Annotated in this window: 23 protein-coding genes; 6 read left to right on the top strand and 17 right to left on the bottom strand. The window is 65.1% G+C overall.

The genetic code is table 11. The features are described 5' to 3' along the window. Positions 1-2 precede the first annotated feature (2 nt). From GGC65_RS16690 to mdh, 10 genes are all read right to left on the bottom strand, one after another. On the bottom strand, positions 3-1,325 hold the full coding sequence (locus GGC65_RS16690; protein WP_225940865.1) for an oxygenase MpaB family protein: 1,323 nt from the start codon (positions 1,323-1,325) through the stop codon (positions 3-5). 54 nt (positions 1,326-1,379) lie between these two features. Continuing rightward, positions 1,380-2,006, bottom strand: a complete 627-nt coding sequence (locus GGC65_RS16685; RefSeq protein WP_225940864.1) for a trimeric intracellular cation channel family protein — start codon at positions 2,004-2,006, stop codon at positions 1,380-1,382. Positions 2,007-2,015: 9 nt separating this feature from the next. Then, a complete protein-coding gene (locus tag GGC65_RS16680) occupies positions 2,016-3,356 on the bottom strand; it encodes an amidohydrolase (protein ID WP_225940863.1) in 1,341 nt (446 codons plus the stop codon). Between the two features lie 23 nt (positions 3,357-3,379). Further along, positions 3,380-4,777: a dihydrolipoyl dehydrogenase gene (lpdA, locus tag GGC65_RS16675; protein WP_192648182.1), complete on the bottom strand. Its 1,398-nt coding sequence runs from the start codon at positions 4,775-4,777 to the stop codon at positions 3,380-3,382. 48 nt (positions 4,778-4,825) lie between these two features. Further along, positions 4,826-5,143, bottom strand: a complete 318-nt coding sequence (locus GGC65_RS16670; RefSeq protein ID WP_192648181.1) for a hypothetical protein — start codon at positions 5,141-5,143, stop codon at positions 4,826-4,828. 4 nt (positions 5,144-5,147) lie between these two features. Continuing rightward, positions 5,148-6,398 carry a 2-oxoglutarate dehydrogenase complex dihydrolipoyllysine-residue succinyltransferase gene (gene odhB, locus GGC65_RS16665; protein ID WP_192648180.1) on the bottom strand — a complete coding sequence of 417 codons (1,251 nt, stop codon included), beginning with the start codon at positions 6,396-6,398 and terminating at the stop codon, positions 5,148-5,150. A gap of 20 nt (positions 6,399-6,418) precedes the next feature. Beyond that, entirely contained in the window at positions 6,419-9,241 is a 2,823-nt protein-coding gene (locus GGC65_RS16660; RefSeq protein WP_192648179.1) for a 2-oxoglutarate dehydrogenase E1 component, read from the bottom strand. Positions 9,242-9,323: 82 nt separating this feature from the next. Then, positions 9,324-10,214 (bottom strand): succinate--CoA ligase subunit alpha, encoded by an 891-nt coding sequence (sucD, locus tag GGC65_RS16655; protein WP_037517798.1) that lies wholly within the window; start codon positions 10,212-10,214, stop codon positions 9,324-9,326. 46 nt (positions 10,215-10,260) lie between these two features. Next, a complete protein-coding gene (locus GGC65_RS16650) occupies positions 10,261-10,932 on the bottom strand; it encodes a hypothetical protein (protein WP_192648178.1) in 672 nt (223 codons plus the stop codon). Then, positions 10,929-11,891: a malate dehydrogenase gene (mdh, locus tag GGC65_RS16645; protein WP_192648177.1), complete on the bottom strand. Its 963-nt coding sequence runs from the start codon at positions 11,889-11,891 to the stop codon at positions 10,929-10,931. Before mdh ends, GGC65_RS16650 begins: the two co-directional genes overlap by 4 nt. A gap of 408 nt (positions 11,892-12,299) precedes the next feature. On the opposite strand from mdh, the gene GGC65_RS16640 reads away from it, so the two are divergent. Beyond that, positions 12,300-13,343, top strand: coding sequence for a polysaccharide deacetylase family protein (locus tag GGC65_RS16640; protein WP_192648176.1), 1,044 nt, complete (start codon positions 12,300-12,302; stop codon positions 13,341-13,343). On the opposite strand, the gene zapE is transcribed toward GGC65_RS16640, so the two are convergent. Genes zapE through GGC65_RS16620 form a run of 4 tightly spaced genes read right to left on the bottom strand, consistent with a single transcriptional unit; the run spans position 13,296 to position 16,682 of the window. After that, positions 13,296-14,435, bottom strand: a complete 1,140-nt coding sequence (gene zapE / locus GGC65_RS16635) for a cell division protein ZapE (RefSeq protein ID WP_192648175.1) — start codon at positions 14,433-14,435, stop codon at positions 13,296-13,298. The two genes, GGC65_RS16640 and zapE, sit on opposite strands and share 48 nt — an antisense overlap. Further along, positions 14,432-14,923, bottom strand: a complete 492-nt coding sequence (locus GGC65_RS16630; protein ID WP_192648174.1) for a PaaI family thioesterase — start codon at positions 14,921-14,923, stop codon at positions 14,432-14,434. The genes zapE and GGC65_RS16630 overlap by 4 nt, the downstream gene beginning before the upstream one ends. Then, the gene (locus GGC65_RS16625) at positions 14,920-15,900 is read right to left on the bottom strand and encodes an MBL fold metallo-hydrolase (protein WP_192648173.1); all 981 of its coding nucleotides are present in this window, start codon (positions 15,898-15,900) and stop codon (positions 14,920-14,922) included. The genes GGC65_RS16630 and GGC65_RS16625 overlap by 4 nt, the downstream gene beginning before the upstream one ends. Continuing rightward, on the bottom strand, positions 15,900-16,682 hold the full coding sequence (locus GGC65_RS16620) for a succinate dehydrogenase iron-sulfur subunit (protein ID WP_192648172.1): 783 nt from the start codon (positions 16,680-16,682) through the stop codon (positions 15,900-15,902). The genes GGC65_RS16625 and GGC65_RS16620 overlap by 1 nt, the downstream gene beginning before the upstream one ends. Before the next feature lie 127 nt (positions 16,683-16,809). Here GGC65_RS16620 and GGC65_RS16615 point away from each other — a divergent pair, with 127 nt between their 5' ends. From GGC65_RS16615 to GGC65_RS16595, 5 genes are read left to right on the top strand one after another with little or no spacing between them, the layout of a single operon-like run. After that, positions 16,810-18,354 (top strand): lipopolysaccharide biosynthesis protein, encoded by a 1,545-nt coding sequence (locus tag GGC65_RS16615; protein ID WP_192648171.1) that lies wholly within the window; start codon positions 16,810-16,812, stop codon positions 18,352-18,354. Beyond that, a complete protein-coding gene (locus GGC65_RS16610) occupies positions 18,351-19,052 on the top strand; it encodes an HAD family hydrolase (RefSeq protein ID WP_192648170.1) in 702 nt (233 codons plus the stop codon). Before GGC65_RS16615 ends, GGC65_RS16610 begins: the two co-directional genes overlap by 4 nt. A 45-nt stretch (positions 19,053-19,097) precedes the next feature. After that, positions 19,098-20,174: a glycosyl transferase gene (locus GGC65_RS16605; RefSeq protein WP_192648169.1), complete on the top strand. Its 1,077-nt coding sequence runs from the start codon at positions 19,098-19,100 to the stop codon at positions 20,172-20,174. Then, positions 20,171-21,229 carry a CDP-alcohol phosphatidyltransferase family protein gene (locus GGC65_RS16600; protein ID WP_192648168.1) on the top strand — a complete coding sequence of 353 codons (1,059 nt, stop codon included), beginning with the start codon at positions 20,171-20,173 and terminating at the stop codon, positions 21,227-21,229. The genes GGC65_RS16605 and GGC65_RS16600 overlap by 4 nt, the downstream gene beginning before the upstream one ends. Further along, positions 21,226-21,654, top strand: coding sequence for an HIT family protein (locus GGC65_RS16595; RefSeq protein ID WP_192648167.1), 429 nt, complete (start codon positions 21,226-21,228; stop codon positions 21,652-21,654). The genes GGC65_RS16600 and GGC65_RS16595 overlap by 4 nt, the downstream gene beginning before the upstream one ends. Here the strand turns inward: GGC65_RS16595 and GGC65_RS16590 are convergent. From GGC65_RS16590 to GGC65_RS16580, 3 genes are read right to left on the bottom strand one after another with little or no spacing between them, the layout of a single operon-like run. Next, the gene (locus GGC65_RS16590; protein ID WP_037517822.1) at positions 21,642-22,406 is read right to left on the bottom strand and encodes a sugar phosphate nucleotidyltransferase; all 765 of its coding nucleotides are present in this window, start codon (positions 22,404-22,406) and stop codon (positions 21,642-21,644) included. The genes GGC65_RS16595 and GGC65_RS16590 overlap by 13 nt on opposite strands. Then, positions 22,403-23,197, bottom strand: a complete 795-nt coding sequence (locus GGC65_RS16585) for a nucleotidyltransferase family protein (protein WP_192648166.1) — start codon at positions 23,195-23,197, stop codon at positions 22,403-22,405. The genes GGC65_RS16590 and GGC65_RS16585 overlap by 4 nt, the downstream gene beginning before the upstream one ends. Continuing rightward, positions 23,194-24,120, bottom strand: coding sequence for an alpha/beta hydrolase (locus GGC65_RS16580; protein ID WP_192648165.1), 927 nt, complete (start codon positions 24,118-24,120; stop codon positions 23,194-23,196). The genes GGC65_RS16585 and GGC65_RS16580 overlap by 4 nt, the downstream gene beginning before the upstream one ends. Positions 24,121-24,176: the final 56 nt, after the last annotated feature.

The following is a 24,176-nucleotide window of genomic DNA, read 5'->3' as shown; positions in this document are numbered from 1 at the left end:
CGTTAGCTGGCAGTCGCCGGTTTGTAATTCGCGGCGTTCGAGGTGAATTCGGCGCGGCCATAGCCATCGAGCTGACGCTCGATGCGGCGCACGAGCCGGCGATCGGCGAGATGGCGGATGACCGGCAGACGCGAGGCGACGCGATACGCCGCCATGCGCCCTGCAATGCCAAGCATCGTTGCGCCATAGATAAGGTGATCGCGGCGTCGCACGGGCACCCCGACGCTCGCGGCGCGCTCCTCGTCACCGGCAAGAAAGGCCTTTACGAAGAAGACGCGGCTCACCGAATATTCCAGGCGACGTTTGACCTGTCCTTTCGGCGACATGTCTTTCGACAGCTCGGCATCCATTGTCGCGCGGAGCAGCCCGCCGCAGACCACATCGTCATATTCGTAGCGGAGCGTCGCGCTGCGCGTGCGCCAGATACGCACGATCTCCTGCGGCGTGTCGGCGAGCAGATCCTCGGGCAATCCGAGCAGATAACAGCGATAGCGCGCGAGTTCGACACGCCCGCGTTCGAGCCGCGTGAAGTTGGTCCGGCCTTTCGCGAGCACCTCCTGCGACAGGAAATAGACCGGGATCAGCCCTGCGGGCATCTGATCGAGCTGCGGGATCGGCATGCCATAGGTTTCGGCGTCCCACATGCCGGGGCGCGAGAGCACATTGACGCGCACCATCGAGTGCATCAGCCGCACCATCGCCGCCGCCTTGAAACCCGGACCATAGCGGTCGAGCGCGCCGGGCAGCGCCGTGGTCGCGAAAAAGGTCGCGGTTTCCTTGACCCGCCGCGCCGCGGTCGCCTGCCCCAGCGTACCGGTGAGCGCCATCGGCAGCGCCGAATATTTGTTGAGGAAGGTCGCGATAAAGGCACCGCGGATCAGGAAGGGCGACAGGTTCGCTGTGGCGTTGCGTTCATAAGCCGCCCCTTCCTCGACCAGCCCCATATCGAGCCAACCCGGTTTCTGCTCCATCTCGCGGATCAGCTCGACCAGTTCGACCGGTGCATCCTCGACCGCCTCGATCCCTTTGTCGCACGCATCGACGAGCATCGCGACGGTGCGCTGGAAACCATAGCGCGGCATCAGCGCGGCATAGGCGTCGCCCGTGCGGTCGCCGAGCATCGTATATTCGCGGATACGGCCGAGCAGGTCGGGATCGTCCAGATAGTCGGCGCGGTCGATGCTTCGGACGCGGCTGAGCTCGCTCACCGCGTCCGTCTCCGGCGCCCAGCGCTCGGGCGCCTTGTCGAAATCGAAACGGCCGAACAACTCGGGCAAGGCGTCCGCCTGGCCCCGCACCCGGCGGGCGATGGTGCTGACATCCATGTTCATAAGACGAAACTGCCACAGTTTCGCGATTTGGCAAGCCTGTCGCTTGTCCTAGCCTTTGGGTCCGCGATAGGCGGGCAGCGCAAGCGACCAGTGGATCGCCGCCCCGCGCAGGATAAAGCCCGCGACCGCACCTGCGACAGCCGCAATCGGCGTTCCCGTCCCCAGCCACTGCAAAAGCAGGAACAGCCCAGACGCGAGCGCCGCCGCGGTGACATAGACTTCGGGCCGCATGATGATCGACGGCACCCCGGCCAGGATGTCGCGGATCGTGCCGCCGACGCAGCCGGTTATCACGCCCATCATCAGCGCGGGCATGGGCGGAACGCCCCACGCGAGCGCCTTTGCCGTCCCGAACACGGCATAGGCCGCAAGCCCCACGGCGTCGGCCCATTCGAGCAACTGCCCTTGCCACCAGCGCTCGGGCGTGAGCCAGACGAGCAGCGCGATCGCGATGCATACCGCCGCAATCGCCCCGTCCTGCACCCAAAAGACCGGCGCGCCGATCAGCAGGTCGCGCACACTGCCCCCGCCAACGCCCGTGACGAGCGCGAAGAAAGCCGCGGTGACGAGCGTCTGCCGCAACCGCACCGCCATCAGCGCGCCCGACAGCGCGAAGACGCCGATGCCGACAAGGTCGAGCAGGCGGACGATCAGCGCATTGTCGATATCGAACAAGGCCCGGCCCTATTTCGCGTCGGGGCGCACGCCGCCGATCACCGACAGCATGATCGCGGCGACGGCATTGCGGATCACGGGCTCGGCCTTGGGCGCGAAGAAAGGCGAGTGATTGGTCGGCACCGGCTGGCCCTTTGCCTTCAGGTCGGCGAGCACCGCGGGGTCATAGCCGCCAATCGCGAAATAGAGCGACGGGATGCCCGCATCGACGAATTCCGAATAATCCTCACTCGCCGAAACGGGCGCGGCGCTGGCGGGCGAGAACAGCAGGCGTTCACCGAACACCGGCTTCAATGTCGCAAAGCCGTTCGCCGCCATCGACTCATTGTTCACGAGGCTGGCGGTGCCGGTCAGGTAAGTGATCGTCGGCTCGGGCGCATTGCCCATCATCGCCGCCGCCTTTGCCGAACGCTCGGCACCCGAGCGCAGCAACTGGCGCACCTCGGGGGTCAGCGAGCGGATATTGACCTTCACCTCGGCGCTGTCGGGGATGATGTTGGGCGCGCTGCCGGCGTTGATCGCGCCGATGGTCAGCACGCCGAACGCGTTGGGGTCCTTTTCACGGCTGATCACCGTCTGCACATCGGTGACGAAGCGTGCCGCGATCGGGATCGGATCGAGCGCCATCGAAGGCATCGAACCGTGCCCGCCGCGGCCATGGAAGGTGATCGAATAGCTGTCGGAGGCCGAAAAGGCCGTCCCGGCCTTGATGCCGATGATGCCGGTCGGGCCGTTCAGCACATGCGCGGCAAAGCCGTAATCGGGCTTGGGGAAACGCGTCAGCAGCCCGTCGTCGAGCATCGCCTTCGCACCCTTCAGAATCTCTTCGGCGGGCTGGCCGATGAGCACGACGGTGCCCGACCAGCTGTCGCGCATCGCGGCGAGCGCTTGCGCGACGCCGACGAGATAGGCGACATGCGTGTCGTGCCCGCACGCGTGCATCACGGGCACATCCTTGCCCTCATAGGTCGCGCGCGCCTTGCTCGACCAGGCAAGCCCCGTCTTTTCCTCCATCGGCAGCGCGTCCATGTCGGCGCGGATGAGGATCGTCGGACCTTCGCCATTTTTGAGCACGCCGACGACGCCGGTGCCGCCGACCTTCTCGGTCACGGTAAAGCCCGCCTTGCGGAGATGCTGTGCAAGGATGCCCGCGGTGCGGACCTCCTGCAGTCCAAGTTCCGGATTCTGGTGGAGATCGCGATAGAGTGCGTCGAGCGCCGGGTAGTTCTTGTCGAGCAGCACGGTCAGCCGCGCGTTCGCGGCGACAAGATCGGGTGCCGCCTGCGCGCTGGTCGCGATGAGGGAGAGGGTCAGCGAAGCCGCTGCCCAGAGCCCGTGCTTCGCCATCATTCTCTCCCCCATTATCGTTTCGGTCAGGTGTGGATCGGTTTGCCCGTCACCGCCATCGCGGCTTCCTTGATCGCTTCGCTATGCGTCGGATGCGCGTGGCAGGTGTAAGCGATATCTTCGGACGTCGCGCCGAATTCCATCGCCTGTGCGGCCTGCGCGATCATCGTGCCCGCCACGCTCGCGATGCACCACACGCCGAGGACGCGGTCGCTCTTGGCATCGGCGATCACCTTCACGAATCCGTCGGGTTCGTGGTTGGTCTTGGCGCGGCTGTTCGCGAGCATCGGGAATTTGCCGACCTTGACCTCGCCCTTTTCCTTCGCCTGCTCTTCGGTCAGGCCGACACCGGCGATTTCAGGCCAGGTGTAGACGACCGACGGGATGACATCATGGTTCACGATGCCGGTCAGCCCGGCGATATTTTCGGCGCAGGCGATGCCTTCGTCCTCGGCCTTGTGCGCGAGCATCGGGCCGGGGATGACGTCGCCGATCGCCCAGATGCCGGGGACCTGCGTCGAGAAATCATGGTCGGTTTCGATCTGGCCGCGCTGGTTGACCGCGAGGCCCGCCTTGTCGAGGCCGAGGCCATCGGTGTTCGGGCGGCGGCCGATCGACACGAGCACGACATCGGCTTCGAGCGTTTCGGCGTCGCCGCCGGCTGCGGGTTCGAGCGTCAGCACGGCCTTCTTGCCCTTGACCGTGGCCGATGTGACCTTGGTCTTGAGCTTGAATTCCATGCCCTGCTTCTTGAGGATCTTGTTCGCTTCCTTGCGGACGTCGCCGTCCATGCCGGGCAGGATCTGGTCGAGGAATTCGACCACGGTGACCTTGGCGCCGAGGCGGCGCCACACGCTGCCGAGTTCGAGCCCGATCACGCCGCCGCCGATCACGACCATATGGCCGGGAACCTTGGCGAGTTCGAGCGCGCCCGTCGAATCGACGATGACCTGCTTGTCGTTATCGACTTCGACGCCCGGAAGCGGGGTGACCGACGAGCCGGTCGCGATGATGATATTCTTGGCGCGATACGCCTTGCCCGCAACTTCGACGCTGTCCTTCGACGTGAACTGCGCATAGCCCTTCAGCCAGTCGATCTTGTTCTTCTTGAACAGAAATTCGATGCCGCCGGTCAGGCCCTTCACCGCATCGATGCGCTGGCCGTGCATCGTCGGCAGGTCGAGTTCGGGCTTCACCTTGATGCCCATCTTCGCCATCGCGCCGCCGGCAGCCGCCTCGAAATATTCCGACGCGTGGAGCATCGCCTTCGACGGGATGCAGCCGACGTTGAGGCAGGTGCCGCCCAGCGTCTCGCGCCCTTCGGCGCACGCAGTCTTGAGGCCCAGCTGCGCCGCGCGGATCGCCGCGACATAACCGCCGGGGCCCGAACCGATGACAAGGACGTCGTAGTCGTAATCAGCCATGTTCAATCTACCTCAATTTTCTGCCTGGGCCCGGAAGAGCGAATCCGCTCAAATGGGCAGCCCGGATTTCGCGGCGCACGACTTCATAACCGGCTCCGCCGTTTCGGGCGACAGGCTCATCAGTTCCGATGCGCTGTATTTCTTGACCAATTCGTCCGCCGCACATTTGCAGACATCAGCCACCAACTTTGCGGGGGCGCCGGCACCTTCTGCCGCGGTGCGGCACGAGCTGTCGAACTTTTCCACAAACTGCGTCTTGAACCCGTCCTCGAACCCCTTCTGCATCTGGCTTTCGCCCTCGCTGCAACCCGTCAGGGCAGCAGCTGCGGCGAAGACCAGAATGGTGCGGGGAGAAAGGATGATCATCGGATCAAAGATCGATCAGCAGGCGCGTCGGATCCTCGATCGCTTCCTTGATCGTCTTGAGGAAAGTCACCGCTTCGCGGCCGTCGATCAAGCGGTGGTCATAGCTCATCGCGATATACATCATCGGACGGATCACGATCTCACCATTGCGGACGACCGGGCGATCCTCGATGCGGTGGAGGCCGAGCACCGCCGACTGCGGCGGGTTGATGATCGGGGTCGACATCAGGCCGCCGAACACGCCGCCGTTCGAAATGGTGAAGGTGCCGCCGGTCATGTCGTCCATCGTCAGCGTGCCGTCCTTGGCGCGCTTGCCGAGGTCGGCGATTGCCTTTTCGATGTCGGCGAACGACAGGCTGTCAGCGTTGCGCACGACGGGAACGACGAGGCCGTTGGGCGCGCTGACCGCGACCGACACGTCAAGATAGTCGTGATAGACGATCTCGTCGCCATCGATGCGCGCGTTGACCGCCGGAATGTCATGCGCGGCGAGTGCGACCGCCTTGGTGAAGAAGCTCATGAAGCCAAGGCGCACGCCATGCTTCTTTTCGAAGCTTTCGCGATATTTGTCGCGCGTCGCCATCACCGCCGACATGTCGACGTCGTTGAACGTCGTCAGCATCGCGGCGGTGTCCTGCGCCGCCTTCAAACGCTTCGCGATCGTCTGGCGCATGCGCGTCATCTTGACGCGCTCTTCGTGGCGCCCCGGGATCCCGCTGGCGACGGGCGCGGCGGCAGCTGCTGCCGGAGCCGGGGCGGCGGCCGGCGCGTTGTTCGCGGCTGCGAGCACATCTTCCTTGGTCAGACGGCCATCCTTGCCGCTGCCCTGGATCTTCGTCGGGTCGACGCCGTGCTCGAGCACGAGGCGGCGAACAGCGGGCGACATGGTCGTGACGGTGTCGACGCTTTCGGCAGCCGGTGCTGCGGTTGCGGCGGGCGCCGGCGCAGCGGCTTCGGCCTTCGCGGCCGGTGCGGGGGCAGGCGCGGCAGCGGCGGGGGCCGGGGCTGCAGCGGCACCGCCGGCTTCGATCGTCGCGATCGCCGCGCCGACATTAACCGTATCGCCGACCGCAGCGAGCTGCTGGCCCATCACGCCCGCGACGGGCGACGGCACTTCGACCGCGACCTTGTCGGTCTCAAGGCTCGCAATCGGCTCGTCGAGCGCGACGGCTTCGCCGGGCTTCTTCAGCCATTCGCCGATCGTCGCTTCGGTAACGCTTTCGCCCAGCGTGGGGACTTTGACTTCGGTGCTCATAGGTGCAGTTCCTTGGGGGCTTAAGCTTTATTCTTCGTACGGCGGATTTCGGCGCGAACCGACAGGCCAAGCGCATCGGCGACGAGCGCCGACTGTTCGGTCTGGTGGCGGCTCATCAGGCCCGTCGCGGGCGAGGCCGCGGCGGCGCGTCCGGCATAGCGCGGACGCATGCCCTTGTGGCCCGCCTCGGTCAGCGCTTCCTCGATCAGTTCGTTGACGAAGAACCACGCGCCATTGTTGCGGGGTTCTTCCTGCGCCCAGACGACCTCTTCGAGGTTCGGCATGCGCTTCAGACGGACCGCGAGCGGCTCACCCGGGAACGGATAGATCTGCTCGACGCGAACGACCGTCGTGTCGGTGAGGCCCGCGGCATCGCGCGCTTCCATCAGGTCGTAACCGACCTTGCCCGAACAGAGCACGACGCGCTTGACGTCCTTGTCCGCGGGCGGCGTACGATCCGACATCAGGCGGCGGAAATGCGCGTCGCCGATGAAGTCCGAACGCTGCGACACCGCCAGCTTGTGACGAAGCAGCGACTTCGGCGTCATGATGATCAACGGCTTGCGGAACGGGCGCAGCATCTGGCGGCGCAGAACGTGGAAGTAGTTCGACGGGGTCGAAATATTGCACACCTGGATATTGTCGCCGGCGCAGAGCTGAAGGAAGCGTTCGAGGCGCGCCGAGCTATGCTCGGGCCCCTGCCCTTCATACCCGTGCGGCAGCAGCATCACGAGGCCGTTGGCGCGGAGCCACTTGGCTTCGCCCGATGCCACGAACTGGTCGATCATGATCTGCGCGCCGTTGGCGAAGTCGCCGAACTGCGCTTCCCAGAGCACGAGGCTCTTCGGATCGGCCATCGCATAGCCATATTCGAAGCCGAGCACGCCATATTCGGAGAGCGGGCTGTCGAGCACTTCGAACCGGCCGTGCGGCACGGTCGTCAGCGGGACATATTTATCCTCGGTCTTCTGGTCGACCCATACCGCATGGCGCTGGCTGAACGTGCCGCGGCCCGAATCCTGACCCGACAAGCGGACCTGATAGCCTTCGCTGAGCAAGGTGCCGAAGGCGAGGCTCTCGGCGGTCGCCCAGTCGAACACTTCGCCGTCGCTCTTGTCGGCGAACATCGCGCCGCGCGCGTCGATCACGCGGCGGAGCGTCTTGTGGACTTCGACATTGTCGGGGATCGTCGTTAGCGTACGGCCGATCGCGTCGAACAATTTGTCCGATACGCCGGTCGCAATGTTGCGGCGCGCATTTTCGGGATCGGCGGGGGCGTGCAGCCCCGACCAGCGGCCTGCGAACCAGTCGGCCTTGTTCGGCTTGTAGCTCTTCGCCGCTTCGAAATCCTCTTCGAGCCGCGTGGTGAATTCGGCGCGCCGGGCATCGGCCCAGCCCGCGTCGATCACGCCTTCGGCTTCGAGCTTTGCGGCGCACAGCTGCGACACCGGCGGATGCTGCCGGATGACGCCGTACATCAGCGGCTGCGTAAACGAAGGCTCATCGCCCTCGTTATGGCCGAAGCGGCGATAGCACCACATGTCGATCACGACGTCGCGCTTGAACTGCTGGCGGAAATCGATCGCGAGCTTGCACGCGAAGGTCACCGCCTCCGGATCGTCACCGTTGACGTGCAGGATCGGCGCCATCACGCCCTTTGCGACGTCCGACGGATAGGGCGACGAGCGTGCGAATTGCGGGCTGGTCGTGAAGCCGATCTGGTTGTTGACGATGAAGTGGATGCAGCCGCCGGTGTTGTAGCCGCGGATACCCGAGAAGCCGAGGCATTCCCAGACGATCCCCTGCCCCGCGAACGCCGCGTCGCCGTGGATCAGCACGGGCAGCACCTGCTCGTGCTTTTCAAGGTCGTCGCGCACAACCTGCTGCGCGCGCACCTTGCCGAGCACGACCGGATCGGCGGCTTCGAGGTGCGACGGGTTGGGGACGAGCGACATATGCACCGACGCGCCGCCGAATTCGCGGTCGGTCGAGGTGCCGAGGTGATATTTGACGTCGCCCGAACCGCCGATGTCGTCGGGGTTCGCCGATCCGCCGGCGAATTCGTGGAAGATCACCTGATAGGGCTTCGCCATGACGTTCGCGAGCATGTTGAGGCGCCCGCGATGCGCCATGCCATAGACGATCTCGCGCACGCCATATTGCGCGCCATATTTGATGATCGCTTCCATCGCTGGGATCATGCTCTCGCCGCCGTCGAGGCCGAAGCGCTTGGTGCCGACATATTTGCGCGCGAGGAATTTCTCCCACTCCTCGGCCTGGATCACCTTGCTCAGGATGGCGCGCTTGCCCTCGACCGAGAATTCGATGATCTTGTCGGCGCCTTCCATCCGTTCCTGCAGGAACTGGCGCTCCTCGATGTCGGCGATGTGCATATATTCGAGGCCGACATTGCCGCAATAATTGGCGCGCAGGATCGCGACGATCTCGCGCACCGTCGCGCGCTCGAGGCCGAGCGTGCCGCCAAGCCACACCGGACGGTCGAGGTCGGCACCGACGAAGCCGTGATATTCGGGCGTGAGGTCAGCGGGCAGCTCGCGCTGGCTGAGCCCGAGCGGATCGAGGTTGGCAGCCAGATGGCCGCGCACGCGATAGGTGCGGATCAGCATCATCGCGCGGATCGAATCGTCCGCGGCGCGCTCGACTTCGGCATTCGACAACGGCGCACCCGCCTTTGCGGCGGCGGCCTTCACCGCGACCTGCATCTGCTGCGGGTCGAGCGCGGCGGTCAGGTCGTCGCTGTCGATCTGGGGCCAGTTCTTCGGCGCCCAGCTCGGGCCGGCCTGCGGCTCGTCGATGTCGAAGCTTTGTCGTTCGAGGTTCATCTGCATTTCCACGGGGAGGTAGGGGTGGGTTTTATATGGGGAGCGAAGGCCCGCCGGCAAAGGGTGCCGGCGGGCCGTCCGGTCAGACGCGTTCTTTCAGCACTTCGGCCAGCGTCGAGCCGAGTTCCGACGGGCTCGCCGACACCTTGATGCCAGCGGCTTCCATCGCCGCGATCTTGCTTTCGGCGTCGCCCTTGCCGCCCGACACGATCGCGCCGGCATGACCCATGCGACGCCCCGGAGGCGCCGTGCGGCCCGCGATAAAGCCGGCCATCGGCTTCTTGCGGCCGCGCTTGGCCTCGTCGATCAGGAATTGTGCGGCCTGCTCCTCGGCGTCGCCGCCGATTTCGCCGATCATGATGATCGACTTGGTCGCTTCGTCGGCAAGGAAGAGTTCGAGCACGTCGATGAAGTTGGTGCCGTTGACGGGGTCGCCGCCGATGCCGACCGCGGTCGTCTGACCGAGGCCGACGTTCGTCGTCTGGAACACGGCCTCATAGGTGAGCGTGCCCGAGCGCGAAACGACGCCGACGCTGCCCTTCGAGAAGATGCTGCCGGGCATGATGCCGATCTTGCACTCGCCGGGGGTCAGAACGCCAGGGCAGTTCGGGCCGATCAGGCGCGATTTCGAACCCGACAGCGCGCGCTTCACCTTGACCATGTCGAGCACCGGAATGCCTTCGGTGATGCAGACGATCAACTCCATCTCGGCATCGATCGCCTCGAGGATCGAGTCGGCGGCGAACGGCGGCGGAACATAGATGCAGCTCGCGGTCGCGCCGGTCGCGGCCTTCGCCTCTTCAACGGTGTTGAAGTTCGGCAGGCCGATATGCGTCGTGCCGCCCTTGCCCGGCGTCACGCCGCCGACCATCTGCGTCCCATAGGCGAGCGCCTGTTCGGTGTGGAAGGTACCGGTCGCGCCGGTCATCCCTTGCGTGATGACCTTGGTATTCTTGTCGATGAGGATGCTCATAACCTGTCTAACTCCTTGGAGAGGCCCACGGGATGGGCTCAAATCGTCACTTTGTCGCTGGCTCGACCATTTGCATCGACAGATGCACCGGCTGCGGTCCGTTTCGTGTTGTCGGCGCGTTTAGATTGACGCGCGCGGATACGCCGCCCGTGCTCACCGCCCAGAAGCCATCGGCAAAAGTATTTTTGACGACCAGCTTGCCCGGTTCGCCATAGGTGGTCCGAAGCGCCTCGATGATGGGGGCGACGCTCGCGAAATCGCGAACGCCGAACACCAGATTGCACTGCTTGCCGGAGGCACGAAACGGACCATAGGGTCCCGTCGTCGCGCCAGCACGGCTCGGCATCGTGATCGCACGATTCTTGAGGTTGGCATCGTCACCGGTCCATACCGACACGGTCGCTGCCGAACCGCGCCACTGCTTGACCCGTGCCTCGCCCTGCTTGCCCTCGGCGGGGAATACAGCATCGGCCTCCGACAAGCGGAGGGGTGATGATGCTACCCGGTCGCCAACCGTCTCGGGGTCCGCGCAAAGTCGCCCGAACTCCGCCACGATCGCGGCACCATCGAGATCGGTGGCGGCAAGATTCGCTCCGAGAAGCGTCTCGCCGCCGACGACCAGCGCCCGCCCGTCCTTGACCGTCAGCGTCACGGACTGGGCGGAGGCGCCTTGGGCGATGCCCAAGCCAAGCGCCAGGATGGCAATGCGCGATATCATGCCAGCGACGGATCCAGATTCTTGCATGCCTCGAGCAGTTCCTTGACCGCGTCGACCGAGACCTGCAGGCCCGCCTTGTCGGCGTCATCGAGTTCGATCTCGACAATCTTCTCGACGCCGCCGGCGCCGATCAGCACAGGCACACCAACGTACAGGCCGTCGAGGCCATATTGGCCGTCGACATAGGCGGCGCAGGGCAGGATGCGCTTCTGGTCACCCAGATAGGCTTCGGCCATCGCGATGCCCGAGGCCGCGGGGGCGTAGAAAGCCGAGCCGGTGCCGAGCAAAGCGACGATCTCGCCGCCGCCGCCACGCGTGCGCTTGACGATCGCGTCGATCTTGTCCTGCGACGACAGGCCCATCTTGACGAGGTCGGGAACGGGGATGCCGTTGACGGTCGAATAGCGGACGACGGGAACCATGGTGTCGCCGTGGCCGCCGAGCACGAAGGTGTTCACATCCTTCACCGACACGTCGAACTCGTCGGCGATGAAGTGGCTGAAACGCGCCGAGTCGAGAACGCCGGCCATGCCGACGACCTTGTTGTGCGGGAGGCCCGAGAATTCGCGCAGCGCCCAGACCATCGCGTCGAGCGGGTTGGTGATGCAGATGACGAACGCGTCGGGGGCGTTCGCCTTGATGCCTTCGCCGACGGCCTTCATGACCTTGAGGTTGATGCCGAGCAGGTCGTCGCGGCTCATGCCCGGCTTGCGGGCGACACCGGCGGTGACGATGATGACGTCGGCGCCCACGATATCCTTATAATCGTTCGAGCCGGTGATCTTCGCATCGAAGCCCGCGATCGGTCCGACCTGCGACAGGTCGAGCGCCTTGCCCTGCGGCACGCCTTCGACGACGTCGAACAGGACGACATCGCCCAGTTCTTTCTGCGCGGCGAGAAGGGCCAGCGTTCCGCCGATATTCCCGGCTCCGATCAAAGCGATTTTCTTGCGTCCCATGGCGCGCGGCACTCCTTCGTGGCAAGCCCGGCATTGGTTCACGGACCGGCGGGAGCACGGGCTAAAGCTCCGCTCCGGTCCCAAGACTGGCGACGCCCCTACGCCGATTCCCTTAAGGAAACAACCGCGAAAAGGACGAAAAACAGCCTTTCTTTGCTAATAGTTCGCAATAACTATAAGCCGTGTCACGAGTCCCCCTACCCACATGCGAATGGAGGTAAAGTGCGACAGGATATGATGCTCGGGCAATGCTGACACCATATTGTCCTGCCGGAAAAGATGGATCTTTGGCCGGGTTGTCCCACCCAGGCGCCCTATGCTAGCTTGGCGAAAGCATGGCGCGACAGACGGGATATCCCGCGGGGCCGGTTAACTCTCCCTTATCGCAGTATTGTTAGGCGCGAAGGCGTGACCCGGGCAATTATCAGCTTTGACACCGAATTGTCTGCCGGCCTCTATCAGCGCGGCGCCGACGCGCGCGCCAATTTCGAAAGCTCGATCCTCGGCCGCTGCCGCGACGGCGATTTCGGCATCCATTTCCAGATGGATATGCTCCAGCGCCATGGGCTGACCGGCGTCTTCTTCATCGATCCGATGCCCGCGCTCGTCTATGGCCCCGCGGTGATCGACGCGATCGTCCGCCCGGTTGTCACGCGCGGGCACGAGGTGCAGGTCCATATCCACACCGAATGGCTCGCCTTCGCACGCTTCAACCCGGTCGGGCGGCTGACCGGCCGCAACATCGGCGATTTCCCGCTCGCGGCGCAAAAGAAGCTGATCGCGCTCGCGCGCGATATATTGATCGGCGCCGGCGCGCCCAGACCCACTGCTTTTCGCGCCGGCAATTTCGGCGCCAACGACGACACGTTGCGTGCGCTGGCGGCGCTGGGTTTCCGATTCGACAGCAGTTTCAACGGCGCCTGGCAGGGTCATGGCTGCGACATTTCGCTCGACCCAGGCAATTTGGGCATGCGTATCCACCAGGGCGTCTGCGAAGTGCCGGTGAGCGGATTGATGGACCGCACCAGCCGCTTCCGTCCCGCACAGCTTTGCGCGATGTCCGAGGAAGAGATGCGCGACGCGCTCGATCACAGCGCGGCGAGCGGCGCGATCCAGTTTTCGGCGTTCAGCCACAGCTTCGAACTATTGAGCCGCGACCGCGAAGTCCCCAACCGCCTCGCGATTTCGCGAATGGAGGCTTTGTGCCGTGCCGTCGCCGATGATGCCCGCGTGACGAGCGGTGGCTTCGCCACCCTGCCCGGACCGCCCGAACGCCCGGCCCGGATCGCGGTCGCCGCGCCCAAACCGCTGCGCACACTCCGCCGCACGATCGAGCAGGCGTATGGCCATCTCGCGCACGAGGTGCGCTACGTCCGCAACCTCATCGCCGTCACAGTGAATTCGTCACGCTGGGGGAAGATTGCCAGCGGCGTCCTCCTGGCCGTGGCCTAGCGCCAGATAATCATCCGACTGCATCTCGGCGAGGCGGCTCGCCGTGCGCTCGAATTCAAACGCCCCGTCCCCCGCGATATAAAGCTGGTCGGGCATCGCCGCCGCGCTCGCGAGCAGCTTGACCTTATATTCGTAGAGCGCGTCGATCAGCGTGACGAAGCGTGCAGCCTCATTGCGGTTTTCGGGCCCCATGCGCGGGATGCCGACGATAATGACGGCGTGGAAATGGCGCGCGACCGCGAGATAATCGGCCGCACCGCGCGCCTCGCCGCACAACTTCTTGAACGAAAAGACCGCGACGCCCTTCAGCGCCTTGGGCACGTGGAGCGTCCGCCCGCCGCCGACATCGAGCTCGAGCGTCGGGACATGCGCGCGGTCCTCGGGCGGATAGTCGGTCAGGCGAAAGAAGGCCGCCGACAGCGCCGCGCTCGCCGCGTCGTCCGCCGGGACGAACCAGCGCGCGCCATCGCCCAATCGGTCGCGGCGATAGTCGGTCGGGCCATTCAGGCTCATCACGTCGAGCCGTTCTTCGACGAGCGCGATAAAGGGCAGGAAATGCTCGCGGTTGAGCCCGTCCTTATAGAGGTCCTTCGGCGGGCGGTTCGACGTCGCGACCATCGTCACCCCGCGGTCGATCAGCGCGGTGAACAGGCGCGACAGGATCATCGCATCGGCGCTGTTATTCACGACGATCTCGTCGAACGCGAGGCAGCGCGTATTTTCGGCGAGCGCATCGGCAACGAGCGGGATCGGATCGCCGCTCTCGCTCTTCCGAACCTCGCGCATCCGGGCGTGGACGTCGAGCATGAAGGCATGGAAATGGACGCGCCGCTTCCGCTGGATATTCAGCTGGTCGTAAAACAAATCCATCAGCATCGACTTGCCGCGCCCGACCGCACCCCACAGATAGACGCCGCGCAGCGCCTCCGGCTTGCGCCCGGCAAGGCGCCAGAGCAGGCTGCCGCGCTTGGGCACCGCTTCGAGTTCGGCCTGGAGCTGGTTCAACCGCTCGGCGGCGGCGCGCTGTTCGGGGTCGGGGCGAAGCTCGCTCGCCGCGACGAGCGCGTCATAGGCCGCAAGGACGGTCGTCACTTCTGGCTCGCCTTGCGGATCGCCCCGGCAAAACTCAGCACGATATGGCTGTCACCCTCGCCCTGCACGACGAGCCCGCGCAGGAAGATCAGCCGGCCGGTCTCACGGACGAGCTCGACCACGGCATCGAGCGGTTCGCCCACCCGCCCCGCGCCGACGAACTGTGTCGACAGGTCGAGCGTGACCGAATGGCCGGCATTGAGCGAACCGAACTGGTGCGATGCCGCGAACAGTGCGATATCGACGAGCGCGAGCGTCACCGCGCCATGAACATTATCGCCGAGATTGCTGTGCTTGCGTTCGGGCAACATCCGCACCCTTGCGCGCGGGCGGCCATCCTCGGTCGGCGCCTCGACCCGAACGGTCAGCGGCTCGATGAAGCTGTTGAAGCGCGTTGCGTCCTTGAGATCCCAGCTGATCCAGCCGCCGTCCAGTTCCTCGGCACTGAAATATTCGCGGCGCTTCGGCTCCTCGATCCCGTCGTTCATACCCTGCAATATCCGTCCAGTTTCTTCGAGCGCACAAGCTCGCCATAATAATCGGCCATCGCCTTTGCCCGCACGGTATCGCTGCCGATCCATTTTGCAGCGCCCGTGAGCCAGCCGGCCGAACAGGTCTCAAGCGCGCCCGTCCCCTTGGCGCAAGCGATAAAATCGCCGAACGCGACGTGCCACTCGTTGAAATCGGTAATCGGCATGATCGGGCCGTGACCAGGAACGATCTGCTCTGCACCCGACGCGGCGACCTCATCGAGCGCCGCGAGCCAACCCTCGGGACAGGCGGTGTCGAGGAAGGGCACGGGAATCGTCACCAGATCGCCAACGATCGCGCGCTTCTCCGCTGCATCATATATCCAGAGGTCGCGTGTCGTCACGGCATGACGCGCGACGCGTAGCGACAGCGGTCGGCCTGCAATCGCCATGTCGCGCGATTCGTCGACGACGATATCGGGCCGCAACTCCGCTCCGCGCGCGATGGTCGCAAGATCGCCCTCGACCTCCGCAATCGCGCTTGCCGGGACGGAGCCCTCGGCGAGCGCCTTGCGCGATGCTTCGGCGCTCTTCGCGAGGAAGCCGGTCAACGCGCCGTCGATCGCCGACGTGCCATAGACTTTGACATCCGGAAATTCCGCCTTCAGCGCCGAATTGCCGCTGACATGATCGAGATGCCAGTGCGTGTTGATGATCGCGACCGGGGTCATGCCGATCCCGCTCAGCCCGCGCCTGATCGACGCGAGATGTTCGGCATGACGCCCGGTGTCGATGACGAAGGCGCCTTCGGGCCCGTAGAGGATCAGGCTGTTGCCGTCGGGCGAGCGCCCGGGGTCGAAGCCGCCGCCGACGAGGAAGGTCGCCCCACCGATGCCATGCGCATAGGTGCGCGGCATCTCTACATATTCGACCTTGGGATTGGCGGCGCAGCCAGCGAGCGCCAGCGCGACCAGCGCTGGCAGCCCGATCCGCATCAGACGTGCCGCTCGGCTTCCAACTTCTTGATCTCCGCGATCGCGCGTGCGGGGCTCAGACCCTTCGGGCAGGCGTTGGCGCAGTTCATGATCGTGTGGCAGCGATAGAGGCGGAACGGATCTTCGAGTTCGTCGAGCCGTTCGCCGGTCATCTCGTCGCGGCTGTCGGCGAGCCAGCGATAGGCCTGAAGCAGGATCGCCGGGCCGAGGAATTTGTCGCTGTTCCACCAATAGCTGGGGCAGCTCGTCGAGCAGCAGGCGCAGAGGATGCACTCATAGAGGCCGTCGAGCTTTTCGCGCTCTTCGGGCGACTGGAGCCGTTCCTTGCCGCTCGGCGTCGTCGTCTTGGTCTTCAGCCACGGTTCGATCGACGCATATTGCGCGTAGAAATGGGTGAAGTCAGGGACGAGGTCCTTGATCACGTCCATCGACGGCAGCGGGGTGATCGTGATGTCGCCCTTCAGATCCTCGATCGCGGTCGTGCAGGCGAGGCCATTCTTGCCGTTCATGTTCATCGAACAGCTGCCGCAGATGCCTTCGCGGCACGAGCGGCGGAAGGTCAGCGACGAATCCTGCTCGCTCTTCATCTTGATGAGCGCGTCGAGCACCATCGGACCGCATTTTTCGGTGTCGATCTCGAACGTGTCGAAATGCGGGTTCTGGCCCTTGTCGGGGTCATAGCGATAGACTTTGAATTTCTTGACGGCGGTCGCGCCCTCGGCCTTGTGGACCTTGCCCGTCTTTTGCGGGCGGCTGTTCTTGGGCAGGACGAATTGGGCCATATCGCGGGGTTCCCTATGCAATTGGGCGCTGCCTAGACCCGAAAGGCAGAGTCGACAAGAGGGTGAAGGGCCCCAAAGCGCGAAAGCGGCTGGCGGCGCGGCGGACGAGTCGCTAGGTGCGGCAACGATGAGCGAAGACGTCGCCCAACCCGCCGTAACCAGCCGCAGCGTCGCGCGCGGGCTCGGCACGACCGTGCTGGCGCGCCTCGGCGCCGTGGTCGAGATCGTCGCCCAGCCGCTCTATGTCCTGATGTTCGGCCTCGCCGGCTATGGCCTCTATGCCGTGCTGTGGGCGGCGGTGAACCTGCTCGAAAATATCTTCGACCTCGGCATGACAAGCGCGATGCAGCGCACCGTGCCGCAATCGGCGAGCAACGCCGAGGCCGCGGCGGCGCTGCGCACCGCGATGATATTCGGCGTCGGACCCTGCATCATCGTCGCGGCGATCATCGCCGTGCTTGCCGCCGATCTCGGCCCGCTGCTCAATGTTGCGGATCATGACCGCGAACTTGTGACGCCGGCGATCCGCGTCTTCGTCTGGGCGTTGCCGCTGTGGGCTTTCGTCGAGATCGCGACGTCGGCGCTCCGCGCACGCATGGTTTTCGGCGCCGAAATCCGGCTGCGGATCGTCTGGGAACAGATGTTGCGGCTGGTGTTCGCCGGGGTATTTTTTGCCTTCGGCTTGGGTCTAAAAGGCCTGTTCCTCGCACATCTCTGCTCGCTCGCAATCACCGCGGCGCTCAGCGTGCGCCTGCTCGCGCGTCACTATAGCTTTGCCGATCTGTGGGCTGGGCCCTGGGCCACCGAGACGACGCGCAACACTTTCTGGGCAGGGCTTTCGATCCTGCCGTCGAACATCATCACGCGGCTGTTCGGCGATGCACCCGCGCTGATCCTCAACATGCTGCTCCCCGGCGCGGCGGGCGCGGCGGCGGCCGGGCTCTTCACGATCGCGCGCAAGCTGTCGAGCGTCGTCCAGCTTGTGCGTATCGCCTTCACCTATGTCATGGCGCCGCTCGCCGCGAGCGCCGAGCGCGAGGACCGGCGGCAGGTTGCCGACATTTACGCCTATGCGACGCGACTGATTTCGGCGATCGCGCTGCCGCTGGCGGCAGTGCTCGCCGCGGGCAGCGCATCGCTGCTCGGGCTGTTCGGGCATGGCGCACAAGCCGCACAGGGCGCGCTCGTCATCCTGCTGTTCGCGCGCGCCGCCGAAGCCGTGCTCGGCATTTCGGCGCCGGTGCTTCAGGTCGTCGCGGCTTTCCGCCAGCAACTCACCGCAAGCATCTTCGGCGTTGCCGTCGCGATTGGCTCGGGCTGGCTGATCGTCGGCCATCTCGATCCGCTGACCGGAGTGACGCTGGCGACGGCGATCGGGCTTGTCGTGATGGCGGCGATCCCGACGTTGCAGCTCGCTATGATCGAGAAGCTGCATCCTTTCGATACGCAATTTCCGGCGGTGGCCTTGCGTGGGGTTGCAATCACGCTCGTTGCCGGGACGGCGGCGGTGTTCGCCGACCTGCTACCCGATGCCATGTCGCTGCCCCTGCTTGGACTGATCGCCGCGGCCGCGATCTGGCTCGCGCTGCGCTTTGCCCTGCCGCTCGCCGATCGCGCCTCGCTCGGCAAGACGGCCCGAAAATTGCGCCTGATAGGATCGACCGAGCGATGAGCGGCGCAGTTCCAATCCGCGTCGCGATCTACGATCTCGACCGCACGGTCCTGCGCAAGCCGACCTTCACGCTGTTCCTGCTGTGGGCGGCGTGGAGCGAAGCCCGTTGGCGCTTGCTGCTGCTTCCCGTGCTTGCGGCGTTGATGATCGGTTATGCGCTGCGCCTCTATGGCCGCAACCGGTTCAAGCCTGCCGCCATTCGCCTGATGCTCGGCGCCAGCATTGCTCCCCAACGCGCCGAGAAGCTCGCCACAGATTTCGCAGCGTGGCGAGTCCCGCGCGACGTTCCGCCGGGCGCCGCCTCGTGCATCGCGCGCGACCGCACCGAGGGATACCGCCTGCTGATGGCGACCGCGGCTCCCGAATTCTACGCGGGCGCGATCGCCGAAGCACTGGGGTTCGACGCGATTGTCGCAACGCGCCATCGGCGCGATGACCACGGAAACTGGCTGCCGCAGCTCGATGGCGAGAATTGTTATGGGGCTGAAAAGGCGCGGCGCGTGAACGAGTGGCTCGATGCCAATGCGGCGGACGGCGCGGCGCATATCCGCGCCTATTCGGACCACGCCAGCGACGCGCCAACCTTTGCGTTGGCGAATGAATTCTGGCTGATCGGACGCGGTCCCAGACTGTCCCGTCTTGCCGAGCGGAAAGGCTGGCAGACGCTCGATTTCGAGATCGCGACAGGGCCCGGCTGAATGCGCCCGAACCTTTTCGCCAATCGCCCGCTACCGGAGCCCACCTTGCCGACCCCCATCGCCTTTCTTGCCATCGCCGAAGCGCAGCAGCTTTATCACTGGCTGCCGACGGCGCTCGAGCTGGCCGGGCGAGACGATGTCCGGGTTTCGATCCTGTCGCCATCACGCAAGATCCTCGATCTCGCGCTCAGCTACGATCTTCAGGGCCGATTCGAACCGGTGCTGCTGCGCCGCCCGCCCTTCGGCCCCGACTCGCTGTTCCGCCAACCTTCGCGGCTCGCGACCCTGCTGCTCAACTATTCCGCGATCCGTCGATTTCCCGTGCTGGTCACCACCGAAATTTCGAGCGCGTGGTTGAAACGTATTCCCGGCTTTTCGTCGCGCATCGTCGTCATCAAGCATGGCGCGGGCGACCGCGAGGGCGGTTATCGCCGGCGGCATGCGCTGATCGACCTGACGCTCGTCGCCGGCGAAAAGGACCGGCGGCGCATGATCGAACAAAAGCTGTCCGAACCGGACAATGTCGTCGTGGGCGGCTATGCCAAGTTCGAGATATGCGCCGAGCGGCAGCGCTATTTCGACAATGACCGGCCGGTGCTCTTCTACAATCCGCATTTCGACGCGACGCTGTCGTCGTGGCCGGCGCACGGCCCCGAAGTGCTCGCCGCGCTCGAGGCGCTCGACGGGTGGAACGTCATCATCGCGCCGCACACAAAACTGGCGCAGCGCACAGCGCCGATCACGACCAAAGCGCCACACATTGAGGTCGACATGGGAAGCCACCATTCGATCGACATGAGCTATACAATGAGTTCGGACGTGTATCTGGGCGATGTGTCCAGCCAGGTTTACGAATTCCTGTTGCGCCCGCGCCCGTGCATCTTTCTGAATCTCGACCGGTGCGCGTGGCGTGACGATCCGGCGTTTGCGCATTGGCATCTCGGCCAAGTGATCGAGGACATTGCAGACCTGCCCGGCGCACTTGCCCGGGCTGCGGACTTGCAACCGGGCTTTGTTGATGCTCAGGAAGCCGCCATGACCGATTCCATCGACCAGTTCCCGATCCCCGCCTCGGTGCGGCAGGCCGACATCATCCTCGATTTCGCGAGAGCGGAGCGATGAGCGCGCCGATCCGCCTGCTCGGCGAAAACGCGACCCCGATCTGGGGAATGACCAACGCCGAGCGCTGCCGCCGCATGGCAGAAAAGGACGGCAAGCCGCTCGCGCCGGGCCACGAACTGGTCTTCAATCTCGCCTATGTCTTCGACCCGATGCTCCTGCGCTGGGTGATCGAGCAGCCGGGCACGGTTTTCGCCTGGGGCGGCGCGCCGGTGATCGGACAGGTGCCGATCGGCAGCGACCCGATGGCGGCGACGGTCATCGACCTGTCGGACGGGCGCAAGCTCTACAACCGCCAGCTTCGCAAGCTCGAACAGCCCTTCGTCAGGGAGCTGACTCCCGAAACGCGGCGCGAGATCGAACGGAAGAGCTATTTCGGCGCCTACAAGGGCGTCACCGACGCGCTCACCAAATATCTGTGGCCCGAGCTCGCCCTGTGGCTGACGCGCGGCGCCGCGAGCATCGGCATGACGCCGAACATGGTCACCGCGATCGGCGCGGCGCTGTGCATCTACGCGACCTATTTGTTCGCCTACGGCCATTACTGGACTGGAATGCTCGCGGGCTTCATCTTCATGGTGCTCGACACCGTCGATGGAAAGCTCGCGCGCTGCACGATCACTTCGTCCAAATGGGGCAATGTCGCCGACCATGGCGTTGACTTGGTCCATCCGCCCTTCTGGTGGTATTTCTGGGGCGTCGGACTCGGCACATGGGGCCTCGCGCTCTCGAACCAGACCTTCCTGCTTGTGATGATCGCCGTCGTTGCAGGCTATGTGCTCCAGCGCGTGATCGAAGGGCTGTTCATCAAGGACTTCGGCATGGACATCCATGTCTGGCAGAAATTCGACAGCGATTTCCGTCTCGTCACCGCCCGCCGCAACCCGAACTTCGCGATCCTCTTTTTTGCAACGCTCGCGGGCCGCCCCGACATCGGGCTGATCGCGCTCGCATGGTGGACCGCCATCTCGCTCGTCGTCCATGCGGTACGGCTGGTGCAGGCCTATGCCGTCAAACGGTCGGGCCGCCCGATCGTCAGCTGGATGGAAGAAGCATGAACGAAACCATCGCAAAATTCGGCCACCCCGCGACGCTGATCGCCGAATATGAGCATTGGGTCGTGCTGCTGCGTCCCGCGCAGCCGACGCTCGGCGCGCTCGTGCTGGCAGCGAAATCCGATGCGACCGCGTTCGGCGACCTGCCCGCCGAAGCGCATGCCGAACTCAAAGTCGCGACCGCTGCCATCGAAAGCGCGCTCGGCCAAGCGGTTGGCTATGCGAAGATCAACTATCTGATGCTGATGATGGTCGACCCGCACGTCCATTTCCACGTCCTGCCGCGCTACGACGGCGAACGTTCTGGCGCCGGGCTGACGGTAGCCGACGCCGGTTGGCCCGCGCAGCCCGACCTCGGGCAGGCGGTGAAGCTGGGCGATGCAGAGGTCGCCGCGCTCACCGGCTGGCTCAAACCCTATTTCGCGTAGCGGCCTTCTTCGGCCCATTTCGCGGTAAGCGCATCGGCGGCTTCGACGTCCTGAGGGAAGTCGACTTCCTGCCACTCGAGCCCTTCGATCGACACGGTGCCGACGCGATTGCCCTTGGCGATGATGTCGATCGCGCGCAGATACCAGCGCTCGACCCCGTCGGGGGTGCGCATCATCTGGTCGACCTGATTGCGGAAAATCGACGGGCCATCGCCGACGAACGCCAGCATGCCGATCGACTCGGCATTGGTGTCGGGGGGCAGCAGGCGCTTGCCGATGTGATGCAGCCGCCCTTCGGCGTCGCGGTTCACCTTCATGTCGTCATCGTCATAGTCGGCCTTGACGTCGACGGTGACGTTGATCGGCTCGTTCGCGCCCGCGATCAGCTTTGCGACGATCTCGTCCGAAATGATGGTGTCGCCGTTGAGGATGATGAAATCGCGGTCCATCTCCTCGCGCGCGATCCAGCAGGTGCCAAGATTGTCGGCAACCTGAAAGAAGGGATTGAACAGCGTGCGGATGCGCGCGCCGGTGTCGCGGTAAAGCTGTAGCGCATGGTCCTCGACGCGTTCGGTGCGAAAGCCCGTGACGACGACGATGTCCTTGATCCCGTTCGCGACGAGCGCCGCGACCTGCCAGCTGATGAGGCTGCGGCCGTTGAACTCGATCAGGCATTTGGGGATGTCGCGGGTCAGCGGCAGCAGGCGCGAGCCCTGCCCGGCCGACAGGATGATGGCTTTGTCGATGGTCATAGGGGCTGCTCTATAGCGCCTTGCCGCCGCGCGGCAAATATCGCTTCGATCAACTCGATGTCGGCGGGCTTGTCGGCGTCGATGCAGGCCTCGGGTTCGGACATTGCCACGACCTTTGCTTTGAGGCCGAACCGCAACCCCGCGCGCGCGACGCCTTGCTGGATCGTGAAGAAGCGGAGCAGCGCGCCGACGAGCAGCCAAGGGCCGAAGGCGGCGACGATCTTCAGCCCCTTCTTGCGGTCGCGTTCGATGCGTCCCCAGAAATCGAGCAGGGGCAGCACGCGGCGCCCGCGCAGGCGGAACATGTTCGCCCCCGACCACCAGCCGCCGCGGAATTTGAGCCAGGTGCGCTTCGATTCGGGGTAGCGCGCGAGCAGTATGTCGCGCTCGACCATCGCGACCGCGACGTCGCTGTCCGCGCCGCCGCGCAAAAATTCGGCGACCATCGTGGGCTGAAGCAGCACATTGTCGGCGGTTGTGACGAGCAATGGATCGTCGCCCGGCGGCAGCGCCGCGGCGAGCGAACTGCTGATCCCCTGCCCCGAATCGACGAAATGCAGGTCGGCGAGGCCCGCAAGTCCGGGTTCGGCCGCGAGTTCGGCGCTATTCTGCGCAAGAATCGTGATCGCGCCGACTTCGGGCGAAGCCCGGAGCGCCTTCACGACATGAACGAGCATCGCCTGCCCGGCGATTGGCAGCAGCGCCTTGGTCGAGACGCCGCTTCCCGAAAGCAAAGGGTCGGGACCGGGCCGGCTGCCCGCCAGCACGATCGCCGGGATCGGCGCGCTCACTGCGCTGCCTCCGGCGCTGGCGCAATGCGGCGGCCGGTCACGCCGCGCAGAAAGTCGGTGGCCTCTTCGAACACCGGCCCCTTGTTCTGGAACGGTGCGGCGAGCGCCATCACGATGCCGGTGTGCCCCATGCCGGGGTAGATGCGCAGCGTCACCGGCCCGCCCGCCTTCTCGATCGCGGCGGCGAGGTTCTGGCTGTTGCGCGGACGGACCGTGTCATCCTCGTCGCCGGTCGCGAGCCACAGGGGCGGCGCATCGCCGCGCGCGAAATGGATCGGCTGAGTCTTTTCGATCGGCTTGACCTTGCCCATCGCGCGGTCACCCCGCCCGCCCTTTTCGAGCGGCAGGAAGTCATAGGGGCCGGCCAGTCCCGCGACGCCGCGGATGATCGACGGATCGCTCTTCGCCGCGCGCAGCCATTGCGGATCGAGCGCGAGCATCGCGGCATTATAGGCGCCCGCCGAATGGCCCATCAGCGCGATCCGGTCGGGGTCGCCGCCGAGTTTGGCGATATGCTCATGCGTCCACGCAACCGCTGCCGCGCTATCCTCGATAAAGTCCGGCCAGTGCGCCTTGGGCACGAGCCGATAATCGGGGATCGCAACGACAAAGCCCTGCCGCGCCAGCGCGCGCCCGGCAAAGCCGTAGCTGTCGCGTTCGCCGCTGTCCCAGCCGCCGCCATAGAAGAAGACGATCACGGGCAGCCGGTCGTCCGCCTTGGCGTTTTCGGGCACCCAGATATCGAGCGACTGGCGCGGCCCGCGGCCATAGGGCTGGTCGGCGAGCAGCAGCCGCGCGCCATCGCCTTGCCCGAGCAGTCGGTCGGCCATGTTGAGCGACTTCGCGCCGCCCGCGACGATCATCTTGGCGCCGCCGCCGAACAACAGCACGAGCAAAAGCACCACGAACAGGAATTTGATCAACCGTCGTCCTTTGGAAACCGGCCCCGCCATATTTCGCGCCCTACAGGGCGGCGGGG

The organism is Sphingopyxis sp. OAS728, assembly GCF_014873485.1.
Classification (GTDB): domain Bacteria; phylum Pseudomonadota; class Alphaproteobacteria; order Sphingomonadales; family Sphingomonadaceae; genus Sphingopyxis.
Note: the sequence above shows the minus strand (reverse complement) of the source record. Positions and strands in the feature narration are given on the sequence as shown.

Coding starts and splice junctions, on each gene's coding strand:
- GGC65_RS16690 (WP_225940865.1), bottom strand. CDS start 1,325: ATGGATGTCAGCACCATCGCCCGCCGGGTGCGGGGCCAGGCGGACGCC.
- GGC65_RS16680 (WP_225940863.1), bottom strand. CDS start 3,356: ATGATGGCGAAGCACGGGCTCTGGGCAGCGGCTTCGCTGACCCTCTCC.
- lpdA (WP_192648182.1), bottom strand. CDS start 4,777: ATGGCTGATTACGACTACGACGTCCTTGTCATCGGTTCGGGCCCCGGC.
- GGC65_RS16670 (WP_192648181.1), bottom strand. CDS start 5,143: ATGATCATCCTTTCTCCCCGCACCATTCTGGTCTTCGCCGCAGCTGCT.
- odhB (WP_192648180.1), bottom strand. CDS start 6,398: ATGAGCACCGAAGTCAAAGTCCCCACGCTGGGCGAAAGCGTTACCGAA.
- GGC65_RS16660 (WP_192648179.1), bottom strand. CDS start 9,241: ATGAACCTCGAACGACAAAGCTTCGACATCGACGAGCCGCAGGCCGGC.
- sucD (WP_037517798.1), bottom strand. CDS start 10,214: ATGAGCATCCTCATCGACAAGAATACCAAGGTCATCACGCAAGGGATG.
- GGC65_RS16650 (WP_192648178.1), bottom strand. CDS start 10,932: ATGATATCGCGCATTGCCATCCTGGCGCTTGGCTTGGGCATCGCCCAA.
- mdh (WP_192648177.1), bottom strand. CDS start 11,891: ATGGGACGCAAGAAAATCGCTTTGATCGGAGCCGGGAATATCGGCGGA.
- GGC65_RS16630 (WP_192648174.1), bottom strand. CDS start 14,923: ATGAACGACGGGATCGAGGAGCCGAAGCGCCGCGAATATTTCAGTGCC.
- GGC65_RS16625 (WP_192648173.1), bottom strand. CDS start 15,900: ATGCGGATCGGGCTGCCAGCGCTGGTCGCGCTGGCGCTCGCTGGCTGC.
- GGC65_RS16620 (WP_192648172.1), bottom strand. CDS start 16,682: ATGGCCCAATTCGTCCTGCCCAAGAACAGCCGCCCGCAAAAGACGGGC.
- GGC65_RS16615 (WP_192648171.1), top strand. CDS start 16,810: ATGAGCGAAGACGTCGCCCAACCCGCCGTAACCAGCCGCAGCGTCGCG.
- GGC65_RS16610 (WP_192648170.1), top strand. CDS start 18,351: ATGAGCGGCGCAGTTCCAATCCGCGTCGCGATCTACGATCTCGACCGC.
- GGC65_RS16600 (WP_192648168.1), top strand. CDS start 20,171: ATGAGCGCGCCGATCCGCCTGCTCGGCGAAAACGCGACCCCGATCTGG.
- GGC65_RS16595 (WP_192648167.1), top strand. CDS start 21,226: ATGAACGAAACCATCGCAAAATTCGGCCACCCCGCGACGCTGATCGCC.
- GGC65_RS16590 (WP_037517822.1), bottom strand. CDS start 22,406: ATGACCATCGACAAAGCCATCATCCTGTCGGCCGGGCAGGGCTCGCGC.